Source organism: Serratia sp. AR11, assembly GCF_056376275.1.
Genome location: NZ_CM150739.1, coordinates 2206816 through 2229060 on the forward strand (window position 1 = coordinate 2206816; position 22245 = coordinate 2229060).

Below are 22245 nucleotides of genomic sequence, written 5' to 3' on the forward strand. Positions count from 1 at the left end.
AAATTCTGGTGTTGAAGTGCTATTTAACCGCGCCTTTCAGCAGCAGTGGCGGTACCTGTATTGCCAAAAAATCCACCAGTGCACGCACCGAAGGCAGCATTCCGCGTCGTGTAGGGAACACGGCATGCATGATCAGTGGCGCACAGGCCCATTGCGGTAATACGCGCACCAGCTCACCCTGCATCAATGCCTGATGGCAGGTGATATCCGGCAGCAGCGCAATACCCAGGTGCTGATAAAGCGCACCGCGGAGGATCCCCCATTCGCTGCACATCAGCCGCGGGCGCACACGCACCGCGCGTTTTTCCCCATCGGGGCCTTCCAAATCCCAGGTTTGCTGTTCGCTGACGTCGACCAGGGTTAACAGCGCATGCTCGCTCAATTGCTGCGGATCGGCCAAGGGCGGGTGCTGCGCCAGATACTGCGGCGAGGCGACCAGGATGCGCACGCTTTGGCCCAGCTCACGGGCAATCATGCCTTCACTCATATCTTTGCGCTGGCGCAGACGCAGCGCCACATCAATCTTGTCGGTCACCGGGTCAAAGCGGTTATCGTTCGCCAGCAACTGCACCTGAATACCGGGGTTGGCGGCCATAAAAGCCGGCAGGCAGGGGGAAAGCAGGACATCGGCGGCCAGTTTCGGGCAGCTTACGCGCACCAGGCCGGAAGGTTCAGCCCGGCTTTGGTCGATCAGCTCCTGGGCGATCTCGGCCTCGTTGATTGCCGCCTGCGCATGGCGCAGCAGCAGCGAACCGGTTTCCGTTAGCTTGACCCGTCGGGTAGTGCGCTGAAACAGCAACACGCCAAGACGATTCTCCAGCGCCAGCACGCGGGCGCTCAGTTTGGATTTTGGTATATCCAGCGCCCGGCTGGCGGCGGAGAACCCGCCGTACTGGGCGACCTGGGCAAAATAATAGAGGTCGTTCAGGTCTTTCAAAATGCCTTTCTGCATTCATATTGTCCTTAATTTGAGAACAGTGAGTCAGAGTATGACATCTTTTTACACCCAATAACCCATCTTATACTGGCCCACATCGAAACAACGGTACCAGGGCCAGTGGGAGATGATATGGAAATAACAGCAGCAGTCAGTGAAAAAGCGACGGAGGGATTCTCCCTCAAACAGTTACAGCTTGGAGAACCCCGCGCCGATGAGGTGTTGGTAAAACTGGTCGCGACCGGCCTGTGCCACACCGACATCGCCGCGCACAAAGGCGTTATACCTATGCCTGCGCCGGTGGTGCTCGGTCATGAAGGCGCTGGGGTCGTAGTGCGGGTCGGGGCCGGGGTCAGTAAGGTGGCGCCCGGCGATCATGTGGTGCTGTCGCTGGCCTCATGCGGCGTCTGCGACAAGTGTAGCATCGGCATGCCAACCTATTGCCGTCAACATGTGCCATTGAACTGGCTGGCGCAGCGCACCGACGGTTCGGTCAGCCTGCATGATGAAAATGGCGATGTGCACAGCCATTTCTTCGGCCAGTCCTCTTTTGCGCAGTATGCCGTGGTCAATGTCAGCAGCATTGTGCCTGTCGATAAGGCGATCCCGTTGGAATACCTTGGGCCATTGGCCTGCGGACTGATGACCGGCGCGGGTGCCGTGATGAACACTCTGCGGCCGCATGCGGGTTCTACGATGGTGGTCTTTGGCCTTGGCGCGGTGGGCCTGGCGGCGGTGATGGCAGCCCGGGTGGTGGGCTGTGGCCACATCATCGCGGTGGATATCAAGGAGAACCGTCTGGCGTTAGCCAAGGAGTTGGGCGCTACCGCGGTGATCAACCCGAAAACGGCGAATGTGGATGAAGTGCTTAATCAGCTGACCGAGGGACGCGGTGCGGACTACAGCGTTGAAGCCGCCGGGAACGCGGGCGTAATGGCCGATGCGGTGCGGGTGTTGGCGGAAAATGGCAAATGCGTACTGACCGGCGTGGTGCCGGAGGGCGAATCTCTGCCGCTCGATATTATGCACTTTATCCGCGGCCGCACGGTGCAGGGCTCGATCATGGGCGATGCGGCACCGGCGATGTTTATCCCGATGCTGGCGCAGCTGTTCCAGCAAGGGCGGTTCCCGATCGATCGCCTTATCCGTTTTTATGCCATGAATGAGATCAACCAGGCGATGGCGGACTCACAATCCGGTGAAACCATTAAAGCCGTTATTCGTATGTAACCCTCAATAAGGTCAATAACATGAAACGACTCTTTTCAGCGGCCCTGCTGGGGCTGATGGGCGCGGCTGCGTCCGCGCAGGCCAACGATCATATTATCGAAAAGCAGGGGCTGTATTACCTGCAACCGGGATACAGCGTTAACGACGTCGCCGAGTTTTACTGGCGCAGCCTGAACGGCTGGTCGGAAAAACCGGCCAACGTGGCCAAATACTTTACGCCGCAGGGGGTGTTTGAACTGCCTTATGCGCCGGTAGAAGACTTCGGCTTCTTTGCCACGGCTTCCAAAGGGCGTGAAAACATGACCCGCTACTTTACCGGTATGAGTGAATATCTGGGTAATCTGAAATACGCTGACTGGAAAGGCTGGAAAAAAGTCGTGACGGCTGAGCCAGGCGTATATGTATTTGAATACACCAGCGACGGTAAAATCAGACAAAGCGGCGGCGATTATAATCAGCAGTTTATCGCCATCGTGACCATCAATGAGGGGCAGATAGCCAGCGCCCGCGAATATTGGAACCCGTATGTCGCACTACGTGATTTTGGTCTGATCCGTAAAACGAAATAATGCTCGGCGACTCCCCCGGTCTGCTCCGGGGGATATCGGCTAGCGGCAATACTCTTTCAGCAGGGCGATCGCGTCCTGCTTCAACTGATAAAGATAGACCGGTCTGCCGGTGGTGCCGTAGAGAATACGGGTGCCCAAAATGCCGCTTTCCGCCAAATAAATCAGATATTTTCGGCAGGAAACGCGTGAAATGCCGATGGCGTTCGCCAGATTGTCGGTCGAAAACTCCCCGTCGTGCTGTTGCTCAATCCATTCACACACCGTACTCAGCGTGATGCTGGTCAGCCCCTTCGGCAGTTTTTTTCCTTCGGTGCTGGCGGGTTGGCGACGTAACAGGCTGTCCACATCCCCCTGCGAGAATTCGCGCTGCGCCAGAATTTGCGACTGTTGCTGATAGTTATTCAACGCCTCTTTGAAACGCCCAAACTGGAAAGGTTTGATCAGGTAATCCACCACGCCGTAATGCAGGGCGCGTTGCACCGTATCCACATCGCTGGCGGAAGAGATAATGATGACGTCGGTTTTTTCACCCAATTCGCGCAGGCCGGGCAGCAAGTCCAGTCCGTTTTCCTGCTGCATATAGATATCCAGCAGCACCAGATCGATACTGACTTCGGCGTCGGCCAGCAGTGCGCGTGCCTGTGCCAGGGTGGCGACCGTCGCCAGGCAGTGAAAGCCGCTCACCTGGCTCAGGTAGTATTTGTTTAACTCCGCCACCATCGGGTCGTCGTCGATAATCAATACGTTAATCATGGTTCAGCCCTTGGCCTGATAGGGGATATGTACAAAAAATTGGGTTAGCTCACCCGGTTCAGATTCGAAATCAATGCTGCCGCCCAGTTTTTCCAGGCTGCTGCGGATCAACGCCAGGCCAATACCGCGCCCCGACCCTTTGGTTGAAACACCCTGTTCAAAGATACGTGCGCCGAGAGCCGGATCGATACCGGGGCCGTCATCGCTGACTATACAGTGTAAGTGATTCTCATTGTGATGAAAGCTCAGGTTGATCTCGTGTCCCTCTACGCCATCGATAGCGTCAATGGCATTTTCAATCAAATTGCCCAGCACGCTGATCAGCACGTGGGTAGTTTCCGCATCGTCGGTTTCTGGTAGCAGGCTGGTTTCGTCAATGATCAGCTCAATACCGGCTTCATGGGCGCGATTGATCTTGCCGATAAAGAAGCCCGCCACCTCTGGCGACTGGATTTTCCTCAGCAGTGCACCGATCTCTTCCTGATAGGTGCTGGCGGTATTGATGATGTAGTTTTCCAACTGCTGGTAGGCCTTCATGTGCAGCATACCGAGGATCACATGCAGCTTGTTCATAAACTCATGTGACTGGACGCGCAATGCGTCGGCATAGTGCGCCATGCCGCTCAGGCGTTGCACCAACTGGCTGATTTCGGTTTTATCGCGGAAGGTGGCGATAGCACCAATCACCTGGCCCTTAACGATTACCGGCACGGTATTGGTCAGCAGTTCGCTGCCGTTAAAGCTGATCTGCTGGTCACGCTGCGGTTGACCGCTTTCCAGCACCTCCGCCAGATGCAGCTGCGTCGGCCAGTATTTGCTGGCGGATTCCAACAGCAGGTTTTCGAAAGGCCCATTTTGGCGCAACAGACGTTTGGCTTCGTCGTTGACAATGGTGATGCGTGACTGGTTATCGACCGCAATGACGCCTTCTTTAATCGATTGCAGCATGGCGTTGCGCTGCTCGAACAGATTAGAGATTTCGTAAGGTTCAAAGCCGAGCATAATGCGTTTCAGGGCCTTCACCAGGAAGAAAATGCCGAGCGTGCCGACCAGCGCGGCGAAGGCCAGTGTCCAGTAGATGATCCAGCGGCTTTCGCCCACCACGCGCTGAACGGTGTCGAGCGCAATACCGAGAGCGACCACGCCAATCTGCCGCCGTTCGCTGTCGTAAACCGGGGCAAAAACCCGCAGCGAAGGGGCTAATGCGCCGCGATTAATGGCGCTGTTGGTTTCGCCGCGTAGCGCCGGTTCCAAATCGTCCCCGATAAAATGCTGACCGATTAACCAGGGTTTGGGATGCGAGTAGCGGATACCTTTCATGTCCACCACGACGACAAACAGTAATTCATTCCGCTGGCGCACCTGCTCGGCAAAGCGCTGCACCGCGCCACTGTGATCTTCACGCTGCAACCCCTCAATAACATTACTCGATAGCGCCAGCGTTTCGGCAATCGCCATCGCTTTTTGGCGTTGCTGATCTTGTCCCTGGTGATTCATCTGCACAAAAAACAGCGCATACACCACCAATAGCACCGAAGCGATGATGGCAGACACCATCAGCGTGAGCGTGGTGCTGAGCTTAAGCGGTATCCGTTGTTTTGGCATGGCGATTCTCCGAATGGGCCTGTCAGGATAATAGCGGGGATTGGAGCGCGGGGCCGCGACCGGCAGCAGGTTATAACATGCTGCCGCCGGGGGAGGGATTATTTTAATTACAAAAGCGGGGATCAGGGCTGATGGTAGATTTCCAGTCCTTGCTGGCCGCTGGCACCCTGATGAATGATAGCCATTAACGCGCTGACCACTTTTGATGGGTTGCTGTGTTGATAGACATTGCGGCCATAGACCATACCGGATGCCCCTTGCGCCATCAGGGCGGCGGATTTTTCCAGTACCGCGCCCAGTTCGCCTTTACCGCCGCCACGCACCAGCGTTGGGCAGCGCGCCGCCTCCACAATGCGGTGGAAGTCCTCTACTCGCTCCGTCGGGTCGGCCTTGATGATGTCGGCACCCAGTTCACGCGCCAGCCGGACTAACGGCACCATTTTTTCTACGTCACCGAGCGAACCGTAAGCCGCGCCCTGGCCGGCCGGCGCCATCACCAGTGGTTCGATCATCAGCGGCATGGCGTAGCGGTCGCAGGCATGACGCAGACGACCAATATTCTCCACGCACTGGCGGAAAATGCCCGGTTCATCGGGGATCAGATACAGATTAACCACCACCGCCGCCGCATCCATCTGCAGTGCGGCGAGGATGGGCGCTTCTGGATTATGCAGCACTGCCCACATTTCACGGTGACGTGCGGCGTTATAAGCATTGCCGACGTCGGTGCGCATCACCAGCGCCGGCTTATCGCGTTGTGCCGAGCGTTGCAGTAAATCCGCCTGACCGTAGTTGACCTGAATGGCATCGGGGCGGGCAACGATCAGGCTGTCCATCACCCGTTCAATGTCTTCCAGACCGATTAAAAAATCCGGCTCATTGGCGATGCCGTGATCAATCGCCACGTCGAGGCATTTGCCGTTATTAAACAGCCGGTTCATCCGTACCTTACTGCTGAGCTGCATGTCTGATCCTCCTGAAAATACACGTCCATTCAGTATTGTCGACTAGCGCCGGGGATGAAACCGCGGATCCACAAACTGCGTGCTCGCTCGCACATTTACTGAGAACGTGCGGCGCCATTTTTCATCAGGCGGGAGCATTTTGTTTGCCGAACGCACTTATGCCACGAACGCGATGGTGGTTTTTGCGTCATTTGTTAGATCCGTGTCATGTTTTTGTTACTTGGCCATTCCAAAACACATGTTTCGCTTGTTTGAGTTAAAAAGTTTCAATAATCTCAATTATGAAATAAACATTTGATAATGACTTTGTGACTTCAATGACTCGATAGGTTATTTATTTTAAAGCGTTGTTTTTAATCTTATTTGAGACATTGATCAAAGTTTTTCACACCGCCTGAATACGGAATAAAAGCGATAAATCTGCCGTATCAAAGGGATAACACCGACCGGATTGTTGTTTGAATGTAAAAAATATTTTTCATTAGCTGTCAAATCAACAGGCCTCTTCACTCTAACTATTAAGGGTACAGAACATGAAGCTGAAGAAACTGATCGTCACCTCGGTATTGATGTGCATGTTGCCGGCCAGCGTATTGGCCAAAGACATCAAAATCGGCGTTTCAATGGCTTATTTCGATGACAATTTCCTCACCATCCTGCGCCAGTCAATGCAGAGCAAAATGAAACAGGACGGCAACGTCAGCGGTCAATTTGAAGATGCAAAAGGGGATATCGCCCAGCAGATCCAACAGATTGAGAACTTTGTCAGCCAGGGCGTCGACGCCATCATCCTCAACCCGGTCGATACCCAGGGCGTGAAGCCGATGATCAAACTGGCGGAAAGCGCCAAGATCCCGCTGGTGTTCGTCAATCGCCGCCCTGAGGTCACGCTGCCTGCGGGCATGGCCTACGTAGGCTCAGACTCCAAACTGGCCGGCAAGCTGCAGATGGAAGAGTTGGCCAAGCTGATGAACGGCAAGGGCAACGTGATGATCCTGATGGGCGAACTGTCCAATGAAGCGACCCGCGACCGCACCCGTGGTGTGGAAGAAGTGGCGGCCAAGTATCCCGGCATCAAAATCCTCGACAAGCAAACCGCCAAGTGGGGCCGTAAAGAAGCCGTCGACATTACTACCGACTGGGCGCTGACCGGTCAGCAGATTGATGCCATCGCCTCCAACAATGACGAAATGGCGATTGGCGCGATTCTGGCACTGAAACAGGCGAAGAAAAGTGGCGTATTGGTGGCCGGCGTTGATGGCACTCCGGACGCACTGGAATACATCAAGAAGGGCGATCTGGCGCTGAGCGTATTCCAGGATGCCAAAGGACAGGGTGAAGGCGCGGTGCAAACCGCCATTCAACTGGTGAAAGGCGAGAAGGTGGAAAGCAACGTACTGATCCCGTATCAGCTGATCACCAAGGCTAACTATCAAGAATTTGCCGACAAGAACAGAAAATAAGCGTTAAGGCAGCGCGGTTATATCCCTGCCGTATTTACCCGGCAGGGATGCATTGACGAACGGCGGAGGTTATCAGTATGTATCCTTATGTTCTTGAGGCTGAAGGCATCAGTAAGCAGTTTCCCGGCGTGAAGGCGCTGGATAAAGTCTCAATTAAAATCAAGCCAGGCAGCGTACACGCATTAATGGGGGAAAACGGCGCGGGTAAATCCACGCTGATGAAATGTTTAATCGGTATTTATCACCCCGATGAAGGCACCATAAAAATAAAAGGCCAACCGGTGACCTTCAGCGACACGCTGCAGGCGCTGCATTCGGGGATTTCCATGATTCACCAGGAACTCAACCTGGTGCCTTATATGACGGTGGCGGAAAACATTTGGCTGGGGCGTGAGCCGGCAAAGCTGGGCTTTGTGAATCATGATCAACTGAACAAGAAAACCCGTGAGCTGCTGGCGCGGCTGAACATCAAGCTCAAGCCGGAGACGTTGGTCGGTGAACTGAGCATCGCTAATCAGCAAATGGTGGAGATCGCCAAGGCGGTTTCCTACAACGCGGACGTGCTGATCATGGACGAACCCACCTCGGCGCTGACCGAAGGCGAGGTGGTGCATCTATTCGCCATCATTCGCGAACTGCGTGACCAGGGCAAAGGCATTATTTATATCAGCCACAAGATGGACGAGATTTTCGCCATTACCGATGAGGTGAGCATCTTCCGTGACGGCACCTTTATCGCCTGCGATAAAACCGAAAACCTGACCAAGCAGTCGCTGATCACCATGATGGTGGGGCGTGAACTGACCCAGATGTTCCCCAAATTCAACAACAATATCGGCGAAGAAGTGCTGCGTGTCGAAGGGTTGCGGCGTGCCGACTGGTTCCACGATATCTCGTTCAGCGTCAAGCGCGGCGAGATCCTCGGCGTCGCCGGGCTGGTGGGGGCCGGTCGCAGCGAGGTGATGGAAAGCCTGTTCGGCATGTACCCGGCGGACGGCGGCAGTATTTTCATTGAGGGCAAGGCGGCGAAGGTCGATTCACCCTCGCGAGCGATTGAACTCGGGCTGGCGTTTCTCACCGAAGACCGCAAGAAGTCCGGGCTGTTTCTGGTGTTGTCGGTGGTCGAGAACATGAGCATCGTCAACCTGTCGGAGTACATCGGCAAGAACGGCTTTGTCAGTCATGTGCAAATGGCCAAGGACTGCATGGAGCAGATCAAAAAGCTCAACATCAAAACCCCGACTATGGATCAAATCATCAATAACCTGAGCGGTGGCAACCAGCAGAAGGTGCTGATTGCCCGTTGGCTGCTGGCCCAACCGAAAATATTGATCCTCGATGAGCCAACGCGCGGCATCGACGTGGGCGCGAAGGCGGAAATCTACCGCCTGATCAGCGAACTGGCGAACCGTGGCGTCGCCATTATTTTGGTGTCATCGGAATTACCGGAGATCCTCGGCATGAGCGACCGGGTGATGGTGATGCACGGCGGCCGTATTACCGGCATTTTGGATAAAGAAGAAGCGGATCAGGAAAAAATCCTGGCGCTGGCCTCTGAATAACGCAAAGGTGAATCCCCATGAGTAATGTAAAAATCGAGAAGCCGCTTGCGGGTAAAGCGCCGCTGTTCGCTGGCCTGAGTGGCAAAATGCCGAAAGACACCGGCATCTTTATCGTGATGATCGGCATCGCGTTGGTGTTTGAAATTCTTGGCTGGTACATCCGCGACCAGTCCTTCCTGATGAACCCTAACCGCCTGCTGCTGATTGTGCTGCAGGTGGCGATTATCGGCATCATCGCGGTGGGGGTGACCCAGGTCATCATCACCACCGGTATCGATCTTTCCTCCGGCTCGCTGATAGCCCTGACGGCAGTGGTGGCAGCCAGCCTGGCGCAAACCTCGGACAGCATTTCACCGATGTACCCGGCATTGCTCGACCTGCCGGCGGCGATCCCGATCGGCGCGGGGATCGGGGTGGGCATTATCTGCGGTTTCATCAACGGCTTCCTGATTACCCGCACCGGCATCCCACCGTTTATCGCAACTCTGGGCATGATGGTTTCGGCGCGTGGCCTGGCGCAGTATTACACCCAGGGTAACCCGGTCAGCTTCCTGTCCGACGGCTTTACCTCTATCGGCCAGGGCGCGATGCCGGTGATCATCTTCCTGGTGATTGCGGTGATCTTCCACATTGCGCTGAAGCACACCCGTTACGGTAAGTACATCTACGCCATCGGCGGCAACATGACGTCGGCCAGAGTCTCCGGCATCAACGTCAATAAATACCTGGTGACGGTCTATACCATCGCCGGTGGCCTGGCAGGGCTGGCAGGTGTGGTATTGGCGGCGCGCGTCAGCAGCGGCCAGTCGAGCATGGGGATGTCTTACGAGCTGGATGCCATCGCCGCGGCGGTGATCGGCGGCAGCAGCCTGATGGGCGGCGTTGGGCGCATTACCGGCACATTGATTGGCGCGGTGATCCTCGGGCTGATTAAAAGCGGCTTCACCTTTATCGGCGTAGACTCCTATATTCAGGACATTATCAAAGGCGTGATTATCGTCGCCGCCGTGTCTATCGACATGCACCGTAACCGTAAAAAACACTGATTGCCGTAAATCTCCGCCGGTGCACTTTGCCCGGCGGTTTTTTTTATCTCAGGGGAATCACCATGAAATACTTAAAGAGAATTGTGCTGGTGGCGGCGCTCGGCTGCTCCACCTCGGTGCTGGCGGAAACCATCGGCGTGTCGATGGCCTATTTTGACCAGAACTTCCTGACCATCATTCGCCATTCAATCGACAAAGAGGCCAAGGCGCGCGGAATCAGCGTGCAGTTCGAAGACGCACGCGGTGACGTAGGTCGCCAGGCCGATCAGGTGCAGAACTTTATCAGCGCCGGGGTGGACGCGATTATCGTCGACCCGGTCAATTCGGCGGGTACGCCAGCCATCACCAAAATGGTGACCAAAGCGGGCATTCCGCTGGTGTACGTGAATCGTACGCCGGGCGACAGCAAACTGCCTGCCGGCGTGGTGTTTGTTGGCTCCGACGAGAAGCAATCCGGCACCTTGCAAATGGAAGAGCTGGCGCGGCTGGCCAACTATCAGGGCAACGTGGCGGTGATGATCGGCAACCTTACCGACGCCGGGGCGCTGCAACGCACCAAGGATGTAGAGCAGGTGGTGGCGAAGTACCCGAAAATGAAGGTAGTGCAAAAGCAGAGCGCCAACTATTCGCGCAGCGAAGGGATGGATCTGATGCTGAACTGGATCACCAACGGCGAGTCTATCGATATCGTCGCCGCCAATAATGACGAGATGGCGATTGGCGCGATCATGGCGTTGCAGCAGGCCGGTAAGCAGGGCAGCAAGGTGCTGGTTGGCGGTATCGACGCCACGCCGGACGGCCTCAAGGCGTTATCTTCCGGCAAGATGCAGGTGACGGTATTTCAGGATGCCGTTGGTCAGGGCAAAGCCTCGGTTGATGTCGCGCAACGTATGATCAAAGGCGAAAAGCTGGATCCCTATTATTGGATCCCGTTTGAACTGGTGACCCCGGCCAATATGCAAAAGTACGCGGCGAAATAATAGGTTATACCCGTGTTGAAGGTGCGCTGCCTAGGCAGCGCTTTTTTTTGGAATTCTGTTGTGCCATCGTCTAACAGATTTTGCAATGAACTGGGTTTATATACAGTCTCTCGGCGGCAATCATGCCGTCATGAGGAGATGTACCATGACCGACACCTGCATAGATATCGTTGCTCTGGCTCAACAAACGGCACCAACCGGCACCTTGATAGAGGTTACCGCCTTCGATGCCGCGCGATTAAATAAACAAATCCGCAGTACGTTGGGGGGAGGCACCTTTGTCTCAATCCCTGCCGGCGGGGTTATCCCTGATGGATGCCTCTACGTGACCCAGCCTGCCAGCTCACCCTACTGTTGGATGCGAGTGCTCGACGCAGATTCAGTGTTAAATCCAGAGATGTTTGGCGCGGTGGGAGATGGGGTTATCAATGATTACCCGGCGGTTAAACGCATGTTCAGTTACGCCGGTAGCATCGCTAGCGCGCAAACGCCGCAAAAAATGGTTCTTGAGGGCCATTACCGCCTGGCTGATGTCGATGCCAAAACCCCCTTTATGACGCTTGATGCGCCTGGCTTTAGTACTATTAGTGGCGGCGGACAACTCTATCTTGACAGTGATAAGACGACGCTGACGATGGTGCAGTTTGTTAATAAAACGGATTTTTCCTTCAGCGGCCTGACGCTGAGTCGCAAAGGCAGTGACCCGACGCGTCTGTGGTCCAAGCAGGCAACTGCGTTATTTATTGATGGTGGTCAGCGTTTTCGCCTTCACGATCTCGATTTGTTTATGCATACCGATGCTATCAGTATCAGGCAATCGGAAAGTTTCGAGATTTACCGCAACAAGTGCCATGAACTGGGTGAAGAAGGAATTGCGGTGCGTGGCAGTCGCCGCTGGCTGCTACGGGACAATGAAATCTATCACCATAACGGCGATGGGATTTTGTTGAAAACCTCTTCAACCCCCAGTTTTGACGGCAAGATCCTCAATAATCGGTTGTACGACGCTATTGGCTCGCCCAATACCGCTCAGGGCCACCGTGGTGGAGGGATTACCCTCAACGATGAAAATGGCGGTTCAACGACTTTTTTCCAGAATTTACTGGTTCAGGGCAACTCTCTCACCAACCTCTCTTACGGTATTGCATTCACCAATATTGACGACTGGGAGGTGGCGGATAACTTTGTCGATGGCATCGATCGTTTTGGCATTATTGTCGACAGTGAACTGAGTAATAACCCGCAAAAGAACCCGATCCGGCGAAGTAAATGTGTAGGCAATACGGTGCGCAACACAGTCCAAAACGGTATCAGTTTCACTACGTTGGGAGAGATTAATGTTGAGTCTGCGCTGATAGCCAATAACCAGGTGGACACCTGTGGTACCAGCCCAACGGCCGAGTATCCTGGCATTTCCGCCACCCGTGCGACCATTACCGGCAACCGGGTGTTGAACTGCAAGATCGGGCTCTCCGCGAGTGATTGCGTGACCAGTGGTAACTTTTTCGAGGGTTCTACGTTCACTAGCGCTGGTTCCGGTAGTAATTACATCAAATTAGGCACCGGCGGCAGTTTTGTCGGTAACCGAGTAACGGACACCAATCAGGGCCATATTCGCCTGTCGAACCCCGGCAGCTTTGTGTTTGCCGATAACATTGTGCAACTTAAGTCTTCTTTTGCCGGATTGTATTTTATCGGCACTGATTATGGACCAAACACAGTTATCGGTAAAAACGTGTTTGATACTGCCTTTGTACCGGTAACCAGGTTTGAAATTGGTGCCACCAGTATTCGTCGGATCCAGATGGATGCTTGCGCCTATGGTCGCCGGGAATTCCGTTATGACAGCCAAATCCCGACGGACATCGATGCTCGGGCAGGGGACGAGGTATATAACTTTAGGGCTGTGCCGGGGGAGGCGCGTAAATATAGCTGCGTAATAGGGGGGGTTAACCCCGAGTGGGTAAGCGGAGACTTTGTTGATTTAATCGTTAAGTCAACGTCCCAGGATATAACGCTGGCGCCGGGGGCAAGTCTGGATATTGATGCGCAATTGGCGACGGTGCTGCCAACGTTTGCTGCTTACGGCGTGAAGTTCAACCAGAATCCAAAACGGGTGAAAAGTACGGTGTGCGTCACTGAGGCTGGTACGGTGACTTTTACGTTGACCAATCCGACGACCGCTGCGCTAACCCTACCGGACCTGGTATTGACCACGCGTTGCAATAACGGTATCTAAACCATCTGGCGCTGCGTGCAGCGCCATTTCACTCCAGCCCCGCGACGTTCACCGCGGGGCAAAGTGCAAATTACCAGCCTTTAACCGCGTCGCCCTTGTAGATTTCGGCGGCGCTGGCGGCGACCTCATCGGTCTGGTAGGCCTTGACCAGGTTTTTTACGTTTTCGTTGTTTTGGTTATCCACCCGACTGGCGAAAATATTGACGTACGGCGAGTTTTTGTCTTCGACAAACAGCCCGTCTTTGCCCGGTGTCAGCCCAATTTGGCTGGAGTAGTTGGTGTTGATAATCGCCAGTGCGATTTGTTTGTCATCCAGCGCGCGCGGCAACTGTGGCGCTTCAATCTCAACAATTTTCAACTTCTTCGGGTTGCTGACGATATCCAGTGAGGTAGGCAATAGCCCGACGCCGTCCTTCAGCCCGATCAGCCCCTGTTTTTGCAACAGCAGCAGTGAACGGCCGAGGTTGGTTGGGTCATTGGGTACGGCAACCTGTGCGCCGTCGGCCAGTTGACTGAGGGAAGAGATCTTTTTCGAGTAACCGGCAATCGGGTAAACGAAGGTGTTGCCCACCGCCACCAGTTTGTAACCGCGTTCCTGGATCTGTTTTTCCAGATAAGGTTTGTGCTGGAAGGCATTGATATCCAGATCGCCGTTATTCAGTGCTTCGTTGGGCAGTACGTAATCCGTGAAGGTCACCACTTCCACATCCAGATCGTATTTTTGTTTGGCGACTTTCTGCACTACCGCCCACAGCGACTGATCGATACCGGCACTGATACCGACCTTGATGTGGTGAGCGTCTTGCGCGGTCGGCCCGCAGGCGGTCAGCAGCAGGGTGCCGGTTACTGCCAGCGTGGCGGCAAGTTTTTTTAGTGTAAATGTCATTTCCCAGAGTCCTTGTCAAAATAGCCTGCTGGTTATTGCAGGCTGAAGAGTGGCAGTGACTGTAGATAATCGTCTGACTAAAATAAAATACTGATTAACTATGATTAATAGCGATTTGCTATGAGCAACAACCGCCCTGTTTGTGCCCTGATACTCACTTTGTTTTGACGCAGGTTCCACCCGCTTATTATGATGACGGCGAGCCCGACAGGGGCGCGAATAGTCAAAGGAAAATAAAATGCAATTTAACATCTGGCGCAAGGCGCTGCTGCCATTGGTGGTTTTGACTTGTGTATCTGCAACTCAGGTGCAGGCGGCGGATGCGGTGGTGGAACCTATCCCTAAAACGCTGCTGGGCAACTGGCATGTCAGCAAGATCTTGCCGACGCAAACCGTCGGTTGCTGGGACGAGCAACAGGCCAAAAGCCTGATCGGCGGAAAAATCAGTTACAAGGCCGACGGTTTCAGCTGGAATGGCACTGAGTTGAAAAATGAAGGCGCCACCCTCAGCACGGTAGAGGCGCAGGAGTTTGTCGAAGACAATTCCGGCAGCAGCTCTTATATCGACTTCCCGATGCTGGGCATCAGCACGCCGGCGGTAGAGCGCGTGATGATCCAGCATGCCGATACGCAGATCAAAGGCATTACCGATCAGGGCACCGACGGCGTACCTGGAGATAATGTGCTGCAAAAAGACGCCAACACGCTGATCCTGTCGGTGTGCAACGTTTGGTTTGAAGTGCAACGCGTGCGTTAAAACCCCGGCAGCGTTCGTCATTGCACGCGAGCGCTGCCTGCAGTAATCTTGCCATTCAAATAGCATTTTTATCTTCTGCTGCTCGTTTTAATAATAATTTAAATACTCATTAATTCAGTGAATGTCTGAAGGGTTAATTCTTGCTGATTTAATCTAATCGGTGATTTACCTGAAAGTTTGCAACGCCTAATTGATAGGTCAATGCTATTACAGCTATAGGTAATGGCTGTGGGAATTATTGATTATCGTCAAGATTATTATTTACCCTCTGTTTAGTCTTGTTTGACGACGATTATTTGGTCGGCAATGTTTCATAAGGAAAGTGAAATGAAAAAAGTCATCCGTATTGCGGCGATTTCCATTGCAGCTGTTGCGTTGGTTTATTTCGGTTTGGCCGGCTATGTCTGGCATCTCGATACCCAGCGAATGGAGAATAGCTCGGTATTACGTTCCGCAGTGCAACAGAATAACCAGGTGCTGGGGTTGCTGAGGGAAAAGGGCTGCGACTACTGCCATACCCCGTCCGCTTCGCTTCCGTTCTATGCCTCTTTCCCCATCGCCAAGCAGTTGATGGAATACGATATTCGCCTGGGTTACTCCTCCTTCAACCTGGAGCCTGTGCGCAGCGCTCTGATTAAAGATAGGCCGCAGGCACAAAGCGACCTGAATAAAATTGAGTGGGTAATGCAGCACAAAACCATGCCACCCGCCCGCTATGTGGCTTTGCACTGGGCTGGGCAGATCAATCCCGATGAACGGGAAATTATTCTCGCCTGGATAGCGCAGCAACGCGCGCGCTATTACGCCAGTGCAGATACTGCGCAGCCCCATCGTAATGAGCCGGTTCAACCGATCCCCAAAACATTGCCGGTTGATGGGCGGAAGGTAGCATTGGGGTTTCGGCTTTATCACGATCCTCGCCTGTCTGGGGATAACACTCTTTCCTGCGCCCACTGTCACTCGTTGAATACCGGCGGAGTCGATGGAAGAAAAACCTCAGTCGGGGTAGGTGGCGCGGTGGGGCCGATTAACGCGCCAACGGTGTTTAACTCGGTGTTCAATAGCGAACAATTCTGGGATGGCCGTGCGCCGACGCTACAGGCCCAGGCCGGTGGGCCGCCATTAAACCCGATAGAAATGGCCTCCAAATCCTGGGATGAAATTATCAATAAACTCGACAAGGATCCGTTGCTGACTCGCGATTTTGCTGCGGTCTATCCACAAGGGCTCAGCGGCGAAAATATTACCGATGCCATCGCCGAATTTGAAAAAACCTTAATCACCCCGAATGCACCCTTCGATAACTGGCTGCGCGGTGATGAGAATGCCATGACGATGCAGCAAAAACGCGGCTATCAACTATTTAAAGACAACAAATGCGCCACCTGCCATGCAGGGATCATATTAGGCGGCCGCTCTTTTGAGCCTTTGGGGCTGAAGCGTGATTTTAATTTTGGCGAGATCACCACGGTAGATATTGGGCGTATGAACGTCACCAGTGCTGTGCGTGACCGGTTACGTCAGAAAGTGCCAGGCTTGCGCAATGTCGCTCAGACCGCGCCTTACTTTCATCGTGGCGACGTCGCTACGCTGGATCAGGCGGTAAAACTGATGTTGCGTTATCAGGTGGGTAGCGAGCTGCCTCAGCAGGACGTCGATGATATTGTCGCCTTCCTCGAAAGTCTGAGCGGGGTCTATACCCCTTATCGGCCAGAATAAGGAATAACGTTTTCACTCAATACCTTCTTATCAGGCCCCGGCAACGGGGCTATTTCAGCCTGATATCCCCGCCCGAACGTCGCATTTCTGAACTAAAATTAATCATAATGCTATAATTCTGATGTTAGCGCAGAAGCTGGGGTCTCTACTGAATCAATGACAGGAGGCGCTATGTGTTATCAACATATTGTTATCGCCACCGACCTGAGTGATGACGGCAAACGGCTGGTGGAAAAAGGCGCGCGCTTGGCCGCTGCGTTGCAGGCTAAACTTTCCCTTATTTACGTGGATATTTACTACGATACCTATCATGCCGCGATTGGTTTCTCTGAGAAGAGTTACGACGGTGGATCTTTTGAAGACAAGATCAAAAAAGAGCTGGAGCCGTTGACCCAAAACGTGAATTACCCGATCTACGAGGTGATTATTGGGCGCGGTGATTTCACCGAGCAATTGCAAAATGCGGTGGTGGATAAAAGCATTGATCTGGTGATCTTCGGCCATCACCACGATCTGTGGAACAAGCTGTTTTCCTCTACTCAGCATGCGATCAACCAGTTGAACGTTGACGTACTGGTGGTCCCGATTAAATCCTAGCCCGAGCGAAACCCCTGCCAGTTGAGCGTTCTGGCAGGGTAACGGCGAGATTAGCGGGTAAAAAAGTCGTTATACAGCATGTAGAGGTGAGCTGCGCTCCAGGAGAAATTCGGTGCGCCCTGTTGCATGCCGGTCAGCGGATTATAGTTTTCGCGGATTGGCCCGTCGGTGATCAGTCCATCGGCGTGGTTGAAGAAGGTCTGTGCCATGGCGACGGCGTCGGCACGGTAGCCATAGCTTTCCATACCCTTTAGCCCGAAATACAGTTGATCTACCCAGACTCGTCCACGCCAGTAAATATCTGCGCCAAACGCCGGGTTGGTGAGTGCCGCCGTACCGAGTGGGACGTAGGTATTGAACTCACGCGAGTCCTTCATCACCTTCACCACCGCATCGGCATGCTGCTGGCTGGCTGCGCCATTAAACAAGGGTGACCAGCCTTCCGGCCCTTTGCCGCGTTCGACAATGGGTTTGCCGGCACAGCCATTGGGCAGGGGTTTATCTTCAATGCGAATGTCGTAGAAGAAGCCACTGGACGAATCGAACATGCAGCTATTGATGTAATTCGCCAGCTTGTCGGCCTTGCTGCGGAAGGCGGCGGCATCGGCGCTGTGGCCCAGAATATCGGCCATTTTGGCCAGGTATTTGTTGTCGCTGTACATGTAGCTGGCTTGATCCACCGACTCCTGCAGTAAGGAATACCCGAGCAGAGTGCCGTCTGCCGCACGGTTTTCCGCAAATTTCACCTGCCAGTCCTGCCGCTTTCCACCTTGTGCCAGGTAGCGGGTCAGCTGATCCGGGTCGATAAAACCAAAGGCAGCGGCATCATCACGTCCAGACTCCCAGGAGGCGGCAACCTGGGCCGGGATTTCGATGTTGTCATAGTGCCCGGAGCGAACAATCCGGTCATAGTTGTTCAATCCGGCGAGCGTTTTCTCCTGCTGCCCGCGCTTAACGGTGAACAGCATCCGACCATCTGGCGTATTGTGCGCCTTATCCCGCGTCGCGCCATATTCCGGCACGCCGTTGCCGTTATGGTCGCGGTTATGCAGCCACCAGTTGTGGTAGGCGACCAGCTTCGGATACATCTCGGCCAGCCATTGTTTATCGCCGGTGGTGTTATACACCTCCATTACCGCCCAGGCCGCCAGGCTGGGTTTGGTATTGCGCTCATTCCAGTTGCTGCCGTCGCCGCCGCGTTCCGGGCTGGGGTTATAGGCGATCAGATCCGGGATAAAGCCGGCATCCCATGGGCGCAGTGGGTCATCCGGCTGGATTTGGAAGGCGAACACCGCACGGATATTATCCTTGGCGACGTCAGGATTAAAATGCGCCATGGCGTAGGCCTGTTTCCAGGTATCCCAGGGCCAGGTCTGGTTGCCGGAGAACCAGCGCCCGGTCACCGAAGGCGTCACCGAATCAAACTTCATCGCCCCGGCTGCGCCGCGCCAGTTGCCATTCAACGTTTCTATCGCTTTCACCGCCACGCGCTCCTGCGCTTGAGTGGCATGCGGGTTGGTAAGCCCCTTGCTGAGATAGTTTTCCCAGCGTTGCGCGGAAGCCTTCATGTACTGCTGCGGGTTGGCGAGGATAGCGGCAATCTTGCCCTGTTCCTGCTGTACCTCAGCGGCGGTGAGCAGGTGAGAGTAGGTGGTGTAGAGGGTGGTGGAGCCTTTGATATTGGCTTTGGCGATAAACTGATGGCCGTTCACCGTCGTTTGCTGCGGCAGTGATTTATGAATCTGATATTCAGACTGGCCGGAGGTCATCAGTTGCGAAGAGGCTCGCACTTTGCCAAAGGTGACCCGCAGGCCGTCCGCCGTCGGCAGAATGTGCCGCGTGTAGCCCGGAAATGCCTGCTCGATGGTCTGAGGTGACTGTGGCCTCTGCTGTTTGGCGTAGTATTTTTCCAGCAGTGCGCCGTCCCACACCAGTTCCAGCGGCGTATCGGTGATGATTTGGGTTTCCAGCAGCGAGGTGCGTGCGGTAGCGAAACGCAGCGTCAGATTGACCTGGATCCCCGGCGCGCTGAGTTGTTGGACAAGCGCCCCCGGGATGCTGTAGGCGGTCATGCTGAAGTTTACCTTCTCCCCATTTTTATACAGGCTCAGCCGATCGAAGTTGTCGGCCATAAAGTTGATGTATTCTTCGGTAAGCAGCGCCGGGCCGGGGAAACCGCCGATACCTTCCGGGCCGTCAGGCAGCAAGTGACCATGCCAGGCCCCCAGATCAAAAAACGGGTTAAAACGCTGGTGTTCATCAAAATCGTAGTCGAGCATGTAGTGTGGCGCGCCGCTGCGATTGATGACGTTTTTATAGGCAGCTGCCCGCAGGACGTTCTCATTCGCCGGGTGAGAAGAGCAGCCTGATATTGCCAGCGTGATAGCTATGGCCAAAGGCGGCAGTTTATTAATCATATTCATTAGGATTGCCCTGTCGGTTACCAATAGAAATACTGCATCAGAAACACCGAGTTGCTGGCGTCGGTGCTGTCGTTGGTCATATAGAATTTACTGTCCAGCGCGGTGGCGAATTTGCCGCCGCCATACTCGTACCAGATACCGGCCTGCGCGTAAGACGTGGCGGTGTCCGGCGCATTGTCCAGCCGGTGGCGGGCGTAGCTGTAGGCGGTCGAGAAATACAGCCCTTTGGTGGCTTCAACCATGGCGCTTAACATCAGGCCCGACTCGGTGCCCGGGTGGCTGCCATCGCCCTTTCCGGTGTGGTGCCAGACGCGGCCGGCCAGGTTTTTACCTTTTAGCCCCAGCAGGTACAGTTGCCCCATGCCGTCGGTAATTTCCAGGCCGTTTAATAACGTCAGTTCTTCCTGCAGATCGTATTGGGTATAGCCGTTGACCATGGCACGGTAGGTATATTTGTCCGAGTAGCGGTCATATTTACCGAAGTGCAGTAACGCCTTACTTTCGTTGATGCGGCTTTCCGGTGCGGCGGTGACGCTGTAACGGAATTTTCCGGTCAGATTCTGCAGTTTGGCCGCGTAGGAGAGATCCCGGGTGTTGGGGATCACATAGCCATATTCCGGGGTAAAGTCGGCCCACCATTGCAAATCGTCCAGCGAGGAGTCGTTGCGTACGCTAAGCATCATTTCGGTGCCATCGTCGGTGCGATAGCCGCCGTAAAAACGGTTGATGCCGCCTTCAAATCCCCCCCAACTGTGGTCTGGCACCCAGGCATTGCCCTGATGATCCGCCTGCACCGTCCAGCCTTCGCCGTAGATCAGGCCGAACCAATGGCCGTGTTTGATCTCCAGCCCGCCTTCGATATAGGTACCGTCACTGTATTTGTGTTGGTGTTCACCGTTGAGATAGACGCTGCCACCGATGCCCAGCTCACCGTAAAAGCGCAGGGCGGTAGCGGCGGTGGTTGTCAGTTTGGGGGGCGTCAGCTCGTTATGTTCCGCCGGCACCACGGACTCTTGCGCCGGCAGTTCCAGGGGTAAAATCAGAAGTAAAACGGGTAAAAATCTATTATTGGCTATTATTTTCATTTGGACACGCATCTGTTTTTGGTTAGTGGACGTTCGGCACTGCGTGACACCTGCCAATTCATTCCATTAACCGCATGTAGGTCGGCCCCTTTTCCCTGGGAGGAGGTAAAAAACCGTCTTAAACAGGACGGTAAAGCGGCAGTTATATTAGTAAAATATTTAGTAAAAAATACCGTAACATCAGTAAATCGTTAACTTGATCACAAAGGGTGAAATCGGTATCTTCGCTATTAAGCATTGCGAACCGTCTGCAAGCGCCGCGCGGGGCGCGATAAGGATGCTTCTGGCGGATAAAAAGGGGGGATGGGGGCATCAGGGCGTATACCTTGCTGAGCCGTCCCGGTAAGCTAGCGTTTTGTCTATCCATTGAGACTCTATGGCCACACTGAAGGAAATCGCAGAAGCTGCGAACGTGTCTGTTGCTACCGTTTCGCGAGTGCTGAATGACGACCCCACTCTGAGCGTGAAAGCGCAAACCCGACAAAAAATTCTGGAAGCCGCAGAGCGTCTCGAATACAAGGTTCAGCCTTCAAAACGTCACAGCGGGCATCGGCTGACGTTTGCCGCGTTGTTCACCTATAAGCAGGGCATCGAGATTAACGATCCTTACTATCTGGCGATGCGCTATGGCATTGAAACTCAATGTGAAAAGTTGGGTATTTCGCTGGTGGCCTGTTACGACTTCAACGGTGAAAAAGCGCTGCCTGCGGCTGATGGCCTGCTGGTTATCGGTCGCCCTCAGCCGGTGTTGCACGAGCAACTTGGCCAACAGAAAGTGCCGGTGGTGTTCCTTGACGGTGTGGTTGAAGACCCGCAGTTCGACTGCGTCAACGTTGATTTGTATAAGATCAGCCAGAAGGTGATCGACTATTTCATCGGGCGCGGTTATTCACGTATTGGGTTTATCGGCGGGCGTGACGACCCGACCTTTGCCGATCAGCGCGAGCAGGCATTTGTCGAGTATGGCCGGTTGAAAAACGTGGTGCAGCCCCAGGATATTTACATCGGTGATTTCAGCAGTCAGGCGGGTTACCAGTGCGCCAAACGAATGCTGGAGGACACCAGCGATTATCCGCCGGCGCTGTTGGTGGCGACCGACTCTATTGCCATCGGCGTCCTGCGTGCACTACATGAAAAGGGCATCCAGGTCCCCGGGCAGATTGCGTTGATCAGTGTGAACGATATTCCCACCGCCCGGTTTATTTTCCCTGCCTTATCAACGGTTCGCATTCCATCAGAAACCCTGGGCGCTCAGGCCGTCAACCTGTTGATGGAGCGCATTCGCGATGAGCGAACCATTCCTTTATCGATCTTTGTTCCCAGCTCGCTTCAGTTGCGCGACACCACGCTAGCCTGATTAATCTTCCCTGTGCGGCACGCCGATGGCGGCTGCACAGGGAGGCCCGCCAGAGTAAAAATTAACGTCATG

At 54.3% G+C, this 22245-nt stretch carries 18 protein-coding genes; 11 read left to right on the top strand and 7 right to left on the bottom strand.

All coding sequences use genetic code 11. The features are described 5' to 3' along the window. Positions 1 to 19: 19 nt before the first annotated feature. Positions 20 to 952 carry a LysR family transcriptional regulator gene (locus tag ACSOSI_RS10515; protein ID WP_218216220.1) on the bottom strand — a complete coding sequence of 311 codons (933 nt, stop codon included), beginning with the start codon at positions 950 to 952 and terminating at the stop codon, positions 20 to 22. A 117-nt stretch (positions 953 to 1069) separates the two neighbouring features. Between ACSOSI_RS10515 and ACSOSI_RS10520 the strand changes: the two genes are divergently transcribed. Both ACSOSI_RS10520 and ACSOSI_RS10525 read left to right on the top strand, forming a co-directional pair. After that, entirely contained in the window at positions 1070 to 2167 is a 1098-nt protein-coding gene (locus ACSOSI_RS10520; RefSeq protein WP_476707021.1) for an NAD(P)-dependent alcohol dehydrogenase, read from the top strand. 20 nt (positions 2168 to 2187) lie between these two features. Further along, positions 2188 to 2736, top strand: coding sequence for a nuclear transport factor 2 family protein (locus ACSOSI_RS10525; protein WP_012006381.1), 549 nt, complete (start codon positions 2188 to 2190; stop codon positions 2734 to 2736). 39 nt (positions 2737 to 2775) lie between these two features. On the opposite strand, the gene dcuR is transcribed toward ACSOSI_RS10525, so the two are convergent. The 3 genes from dcuR to ACSOSI_RS10540 form a co-directional block, all read right to left on the bottom strand. Then, a complete protein-coding gene (dcuR, locus tag ACSOSI_RS10530) occupies positions 2776 to 3489 on the bottom strand; it encodes a two-component system response regulator DcuR (protein WP_012006382.1) in 714 nt (237 codons plus the stop codon). A gap of 3 nt (positions 3490 to 3492) precedes the next feature. Next, positions 3493 to 5094 (bottom strand): sensor histidine kinase, encoded by a 1602-nt coding sequence (locus ACSOSI_RS10535; protein WP_476707022.1) that lies wholly within the window; start codon positions 5092 to 5094, stop codon positions 3493 to 3495. Between the two features lie 122 nt (positions 5095 to 5216). Beyond that, positions 5217 to 6059 carry a class I fructose-bisphosphate aldolase gene (locus ACSOSI_RS10540; protein WP_012006384.1) on the bottom strand — a complete coding sequence of 281 codons (843 nt, stop codon included), beginning with the start codon at positions 6057 to 6059 and terminating at the stop codon, positions 5217 to 5219. A gap of 533 nt (positions 6060 to 6592) precedes the next feature. Between ACSOSI_RS10540 and ACSOSI_RS10545 the strand changes: the two genes are divergently transcribed. The 5 genes from ACSOSI_RS10545 (at position 6593) to ACSOSI_RS10565 (ending at position 13349) form a co-directional block, all read left to right on the top strand. Further along, positions 6593 to 7522: a sugar ABC transporter substrate-binding protein gene (locus ACSOSI_RS10545; RefSeq protein ID WP_012006385.1), complete on the top strand. Its 930-nt coding sequence runs from the start codon at positions 6593 to 6595 to the stop codon at positions 7520 to 7522. Positions 7523 to 7599: 77 nt separating this feature from the next. Continuing rightward, positions 7600 to 9084, top strand: coding sequence for a sugar ABC transporter ATP-binding protein (locus ACSOSI_RS10550; protein WP_012006386.1), 1485 nt, complete (start codon positions 7600 to 7602; stop codon positions 9082 to 9084). A 17-nt stretch (positions 9085 to 9101) separates the two neighbouring features. Beyond that, positions 9102 to 10130 (top strand): ABC transporter permease, encoded by a 1029-nt coding sequence (locus tag ACSOSI_RS10555; protein ID WP_017892463.1) that lies wholly within the window; start codon positions 9102 to 9104, stop codon positions 10128 to 10130. Between the two features lie 62 nt (positions 10131 to 10192). Continuing rightward, entirely contained in the window at positions 10193 to 11110 is a 918-nt protein-coding gene (locus tag ACSOSI_RS10560) for a sugar ABC transporter substrate-binding protein (RefSeq protein WP_012006388.1), read from the top strand. An 85-nt stretch (positions 11111 to 11195) separates the two neighbouring features. Next, complete coding sequence (locus ACSOSI_RS10565) at positions 11196 to 13349, top strand: right-handed parallel beta-helix repeat-containing protein (protein ID WP_476707023.1); 2154 nt, start codon at positions 11196 to 11198, stop codon at positions 13347 to 13349. Between the two features lie 70 nt (positions 13350 to 13419). Here ACSOSI_RS10565 and ACSOSI_RS10570 read toward each other — a convergent pair whose 3' ends face one another. Further along, positions 13420 to 14235, bottom strand: a complete 816-nt coding sequence (locus ACSOSI_RS10570) for a MetQ/NlpA family lipoprotein (RefSeq protein WP_261423525.1) — start codon at positions 14233 to 14235, stop codon at positions 13420 to 13422. Positions 14236 to 14473: 238 nt separating this feature from the next. Here ACSOSI_RS10570 and ACSOSI_RS10575 point away from each other — a divergent pair, with 238 nt between their 5' ends. The 3 genes from ACSOSI_RS10575 (at position 14474) to ACSOSI_RS10585 (ending at position 17308) form a co-directional block, all read left to right on the top strand. Beyond that, the gene (locus ACSOSI_RS10575; protein WP_012006391.1) at positions 14474 to 14992 is read left to right on the top strand and encodes a hypothetical protein; all 519 of its coding nucleotides are present in this window, start codon (positions 14474 to 14476) and stop codon (positions 14990 to 14992) included. A 327-nt stretch (positions 14993 to 15319) separates the two neighbouring features. Continuing rightward, on the top strand, positions 15320 to 16711 hold the full coding sequence (locus ACSOSI_RS10580) for a cytochrome-c peroxidase (RefSeq protein WP_476707024.1): 1392 nt from the start codon (positions 15320 to 15322) through the stop codon (positions 16709 to 16711). A 171-nt stretch (positions 16712 to 16882) separates the two neighbouring features. Continuing rightward, positions 16883 to 17308: a universal stress protein gene (locus tag ACSOSI_RS10585; protein ID WP_115182609.1), complete on the top strand. Its 426-nt coding sequence runs from the start codon at positions 16883 to 16885 to the stop codon at positions 17306 to 17308. A gap of 50 nt (positions 17309 to 17358) precedes the next feature. Here the strand turns inward: ACSOSI_RS10585 and ygjK are convergent, their stop codons facing one another. After that, positions 17359 to 19731 carry an alpha-glucosidase gene (gene ygjK / locus ACSOSI_RS10590; protein WP_476707025.1) on the bottom strand — a complete coding sequence of 791 codons (2373 nt, stop codon included), beginning with the start codon at positions 19729 to 19731 and terminating at the stop codon, positions 17359 to 17361. 17 nt (positions 19732 to 19748) lie between these two features. After that, a complete protein-coding gene (gene ygjJ / locus ACSOSI_RS10595; protein ID WP_476707026.1) occupies positions 19749 to 20816 on the bottom strand; it encodes a protein YgjJ in 1068 nt (355 codons plus the stop codon). Positions 20817 to 21192: 376 nt separating this feature from the next. Here ygjJ and ebgR point away from each other — a divergent pair, with 376 nt between their 5' ends. Continuing rightward, positions 21193 to 22173 carry a transcriptional regulator EbgR gene (gene ebgR / locus ACSOSI_RS10600; protein ID WP_476707027.1) on the top strand — a complete coding sequence of 327 codons (981 nt, stop codon included), beginning with the start codon at positions 21193 to 21195 and terminating at the stop codon, positions 22171 to 22173. Positions 22174 to 22245: the final 72 nt, after the last annotated feature.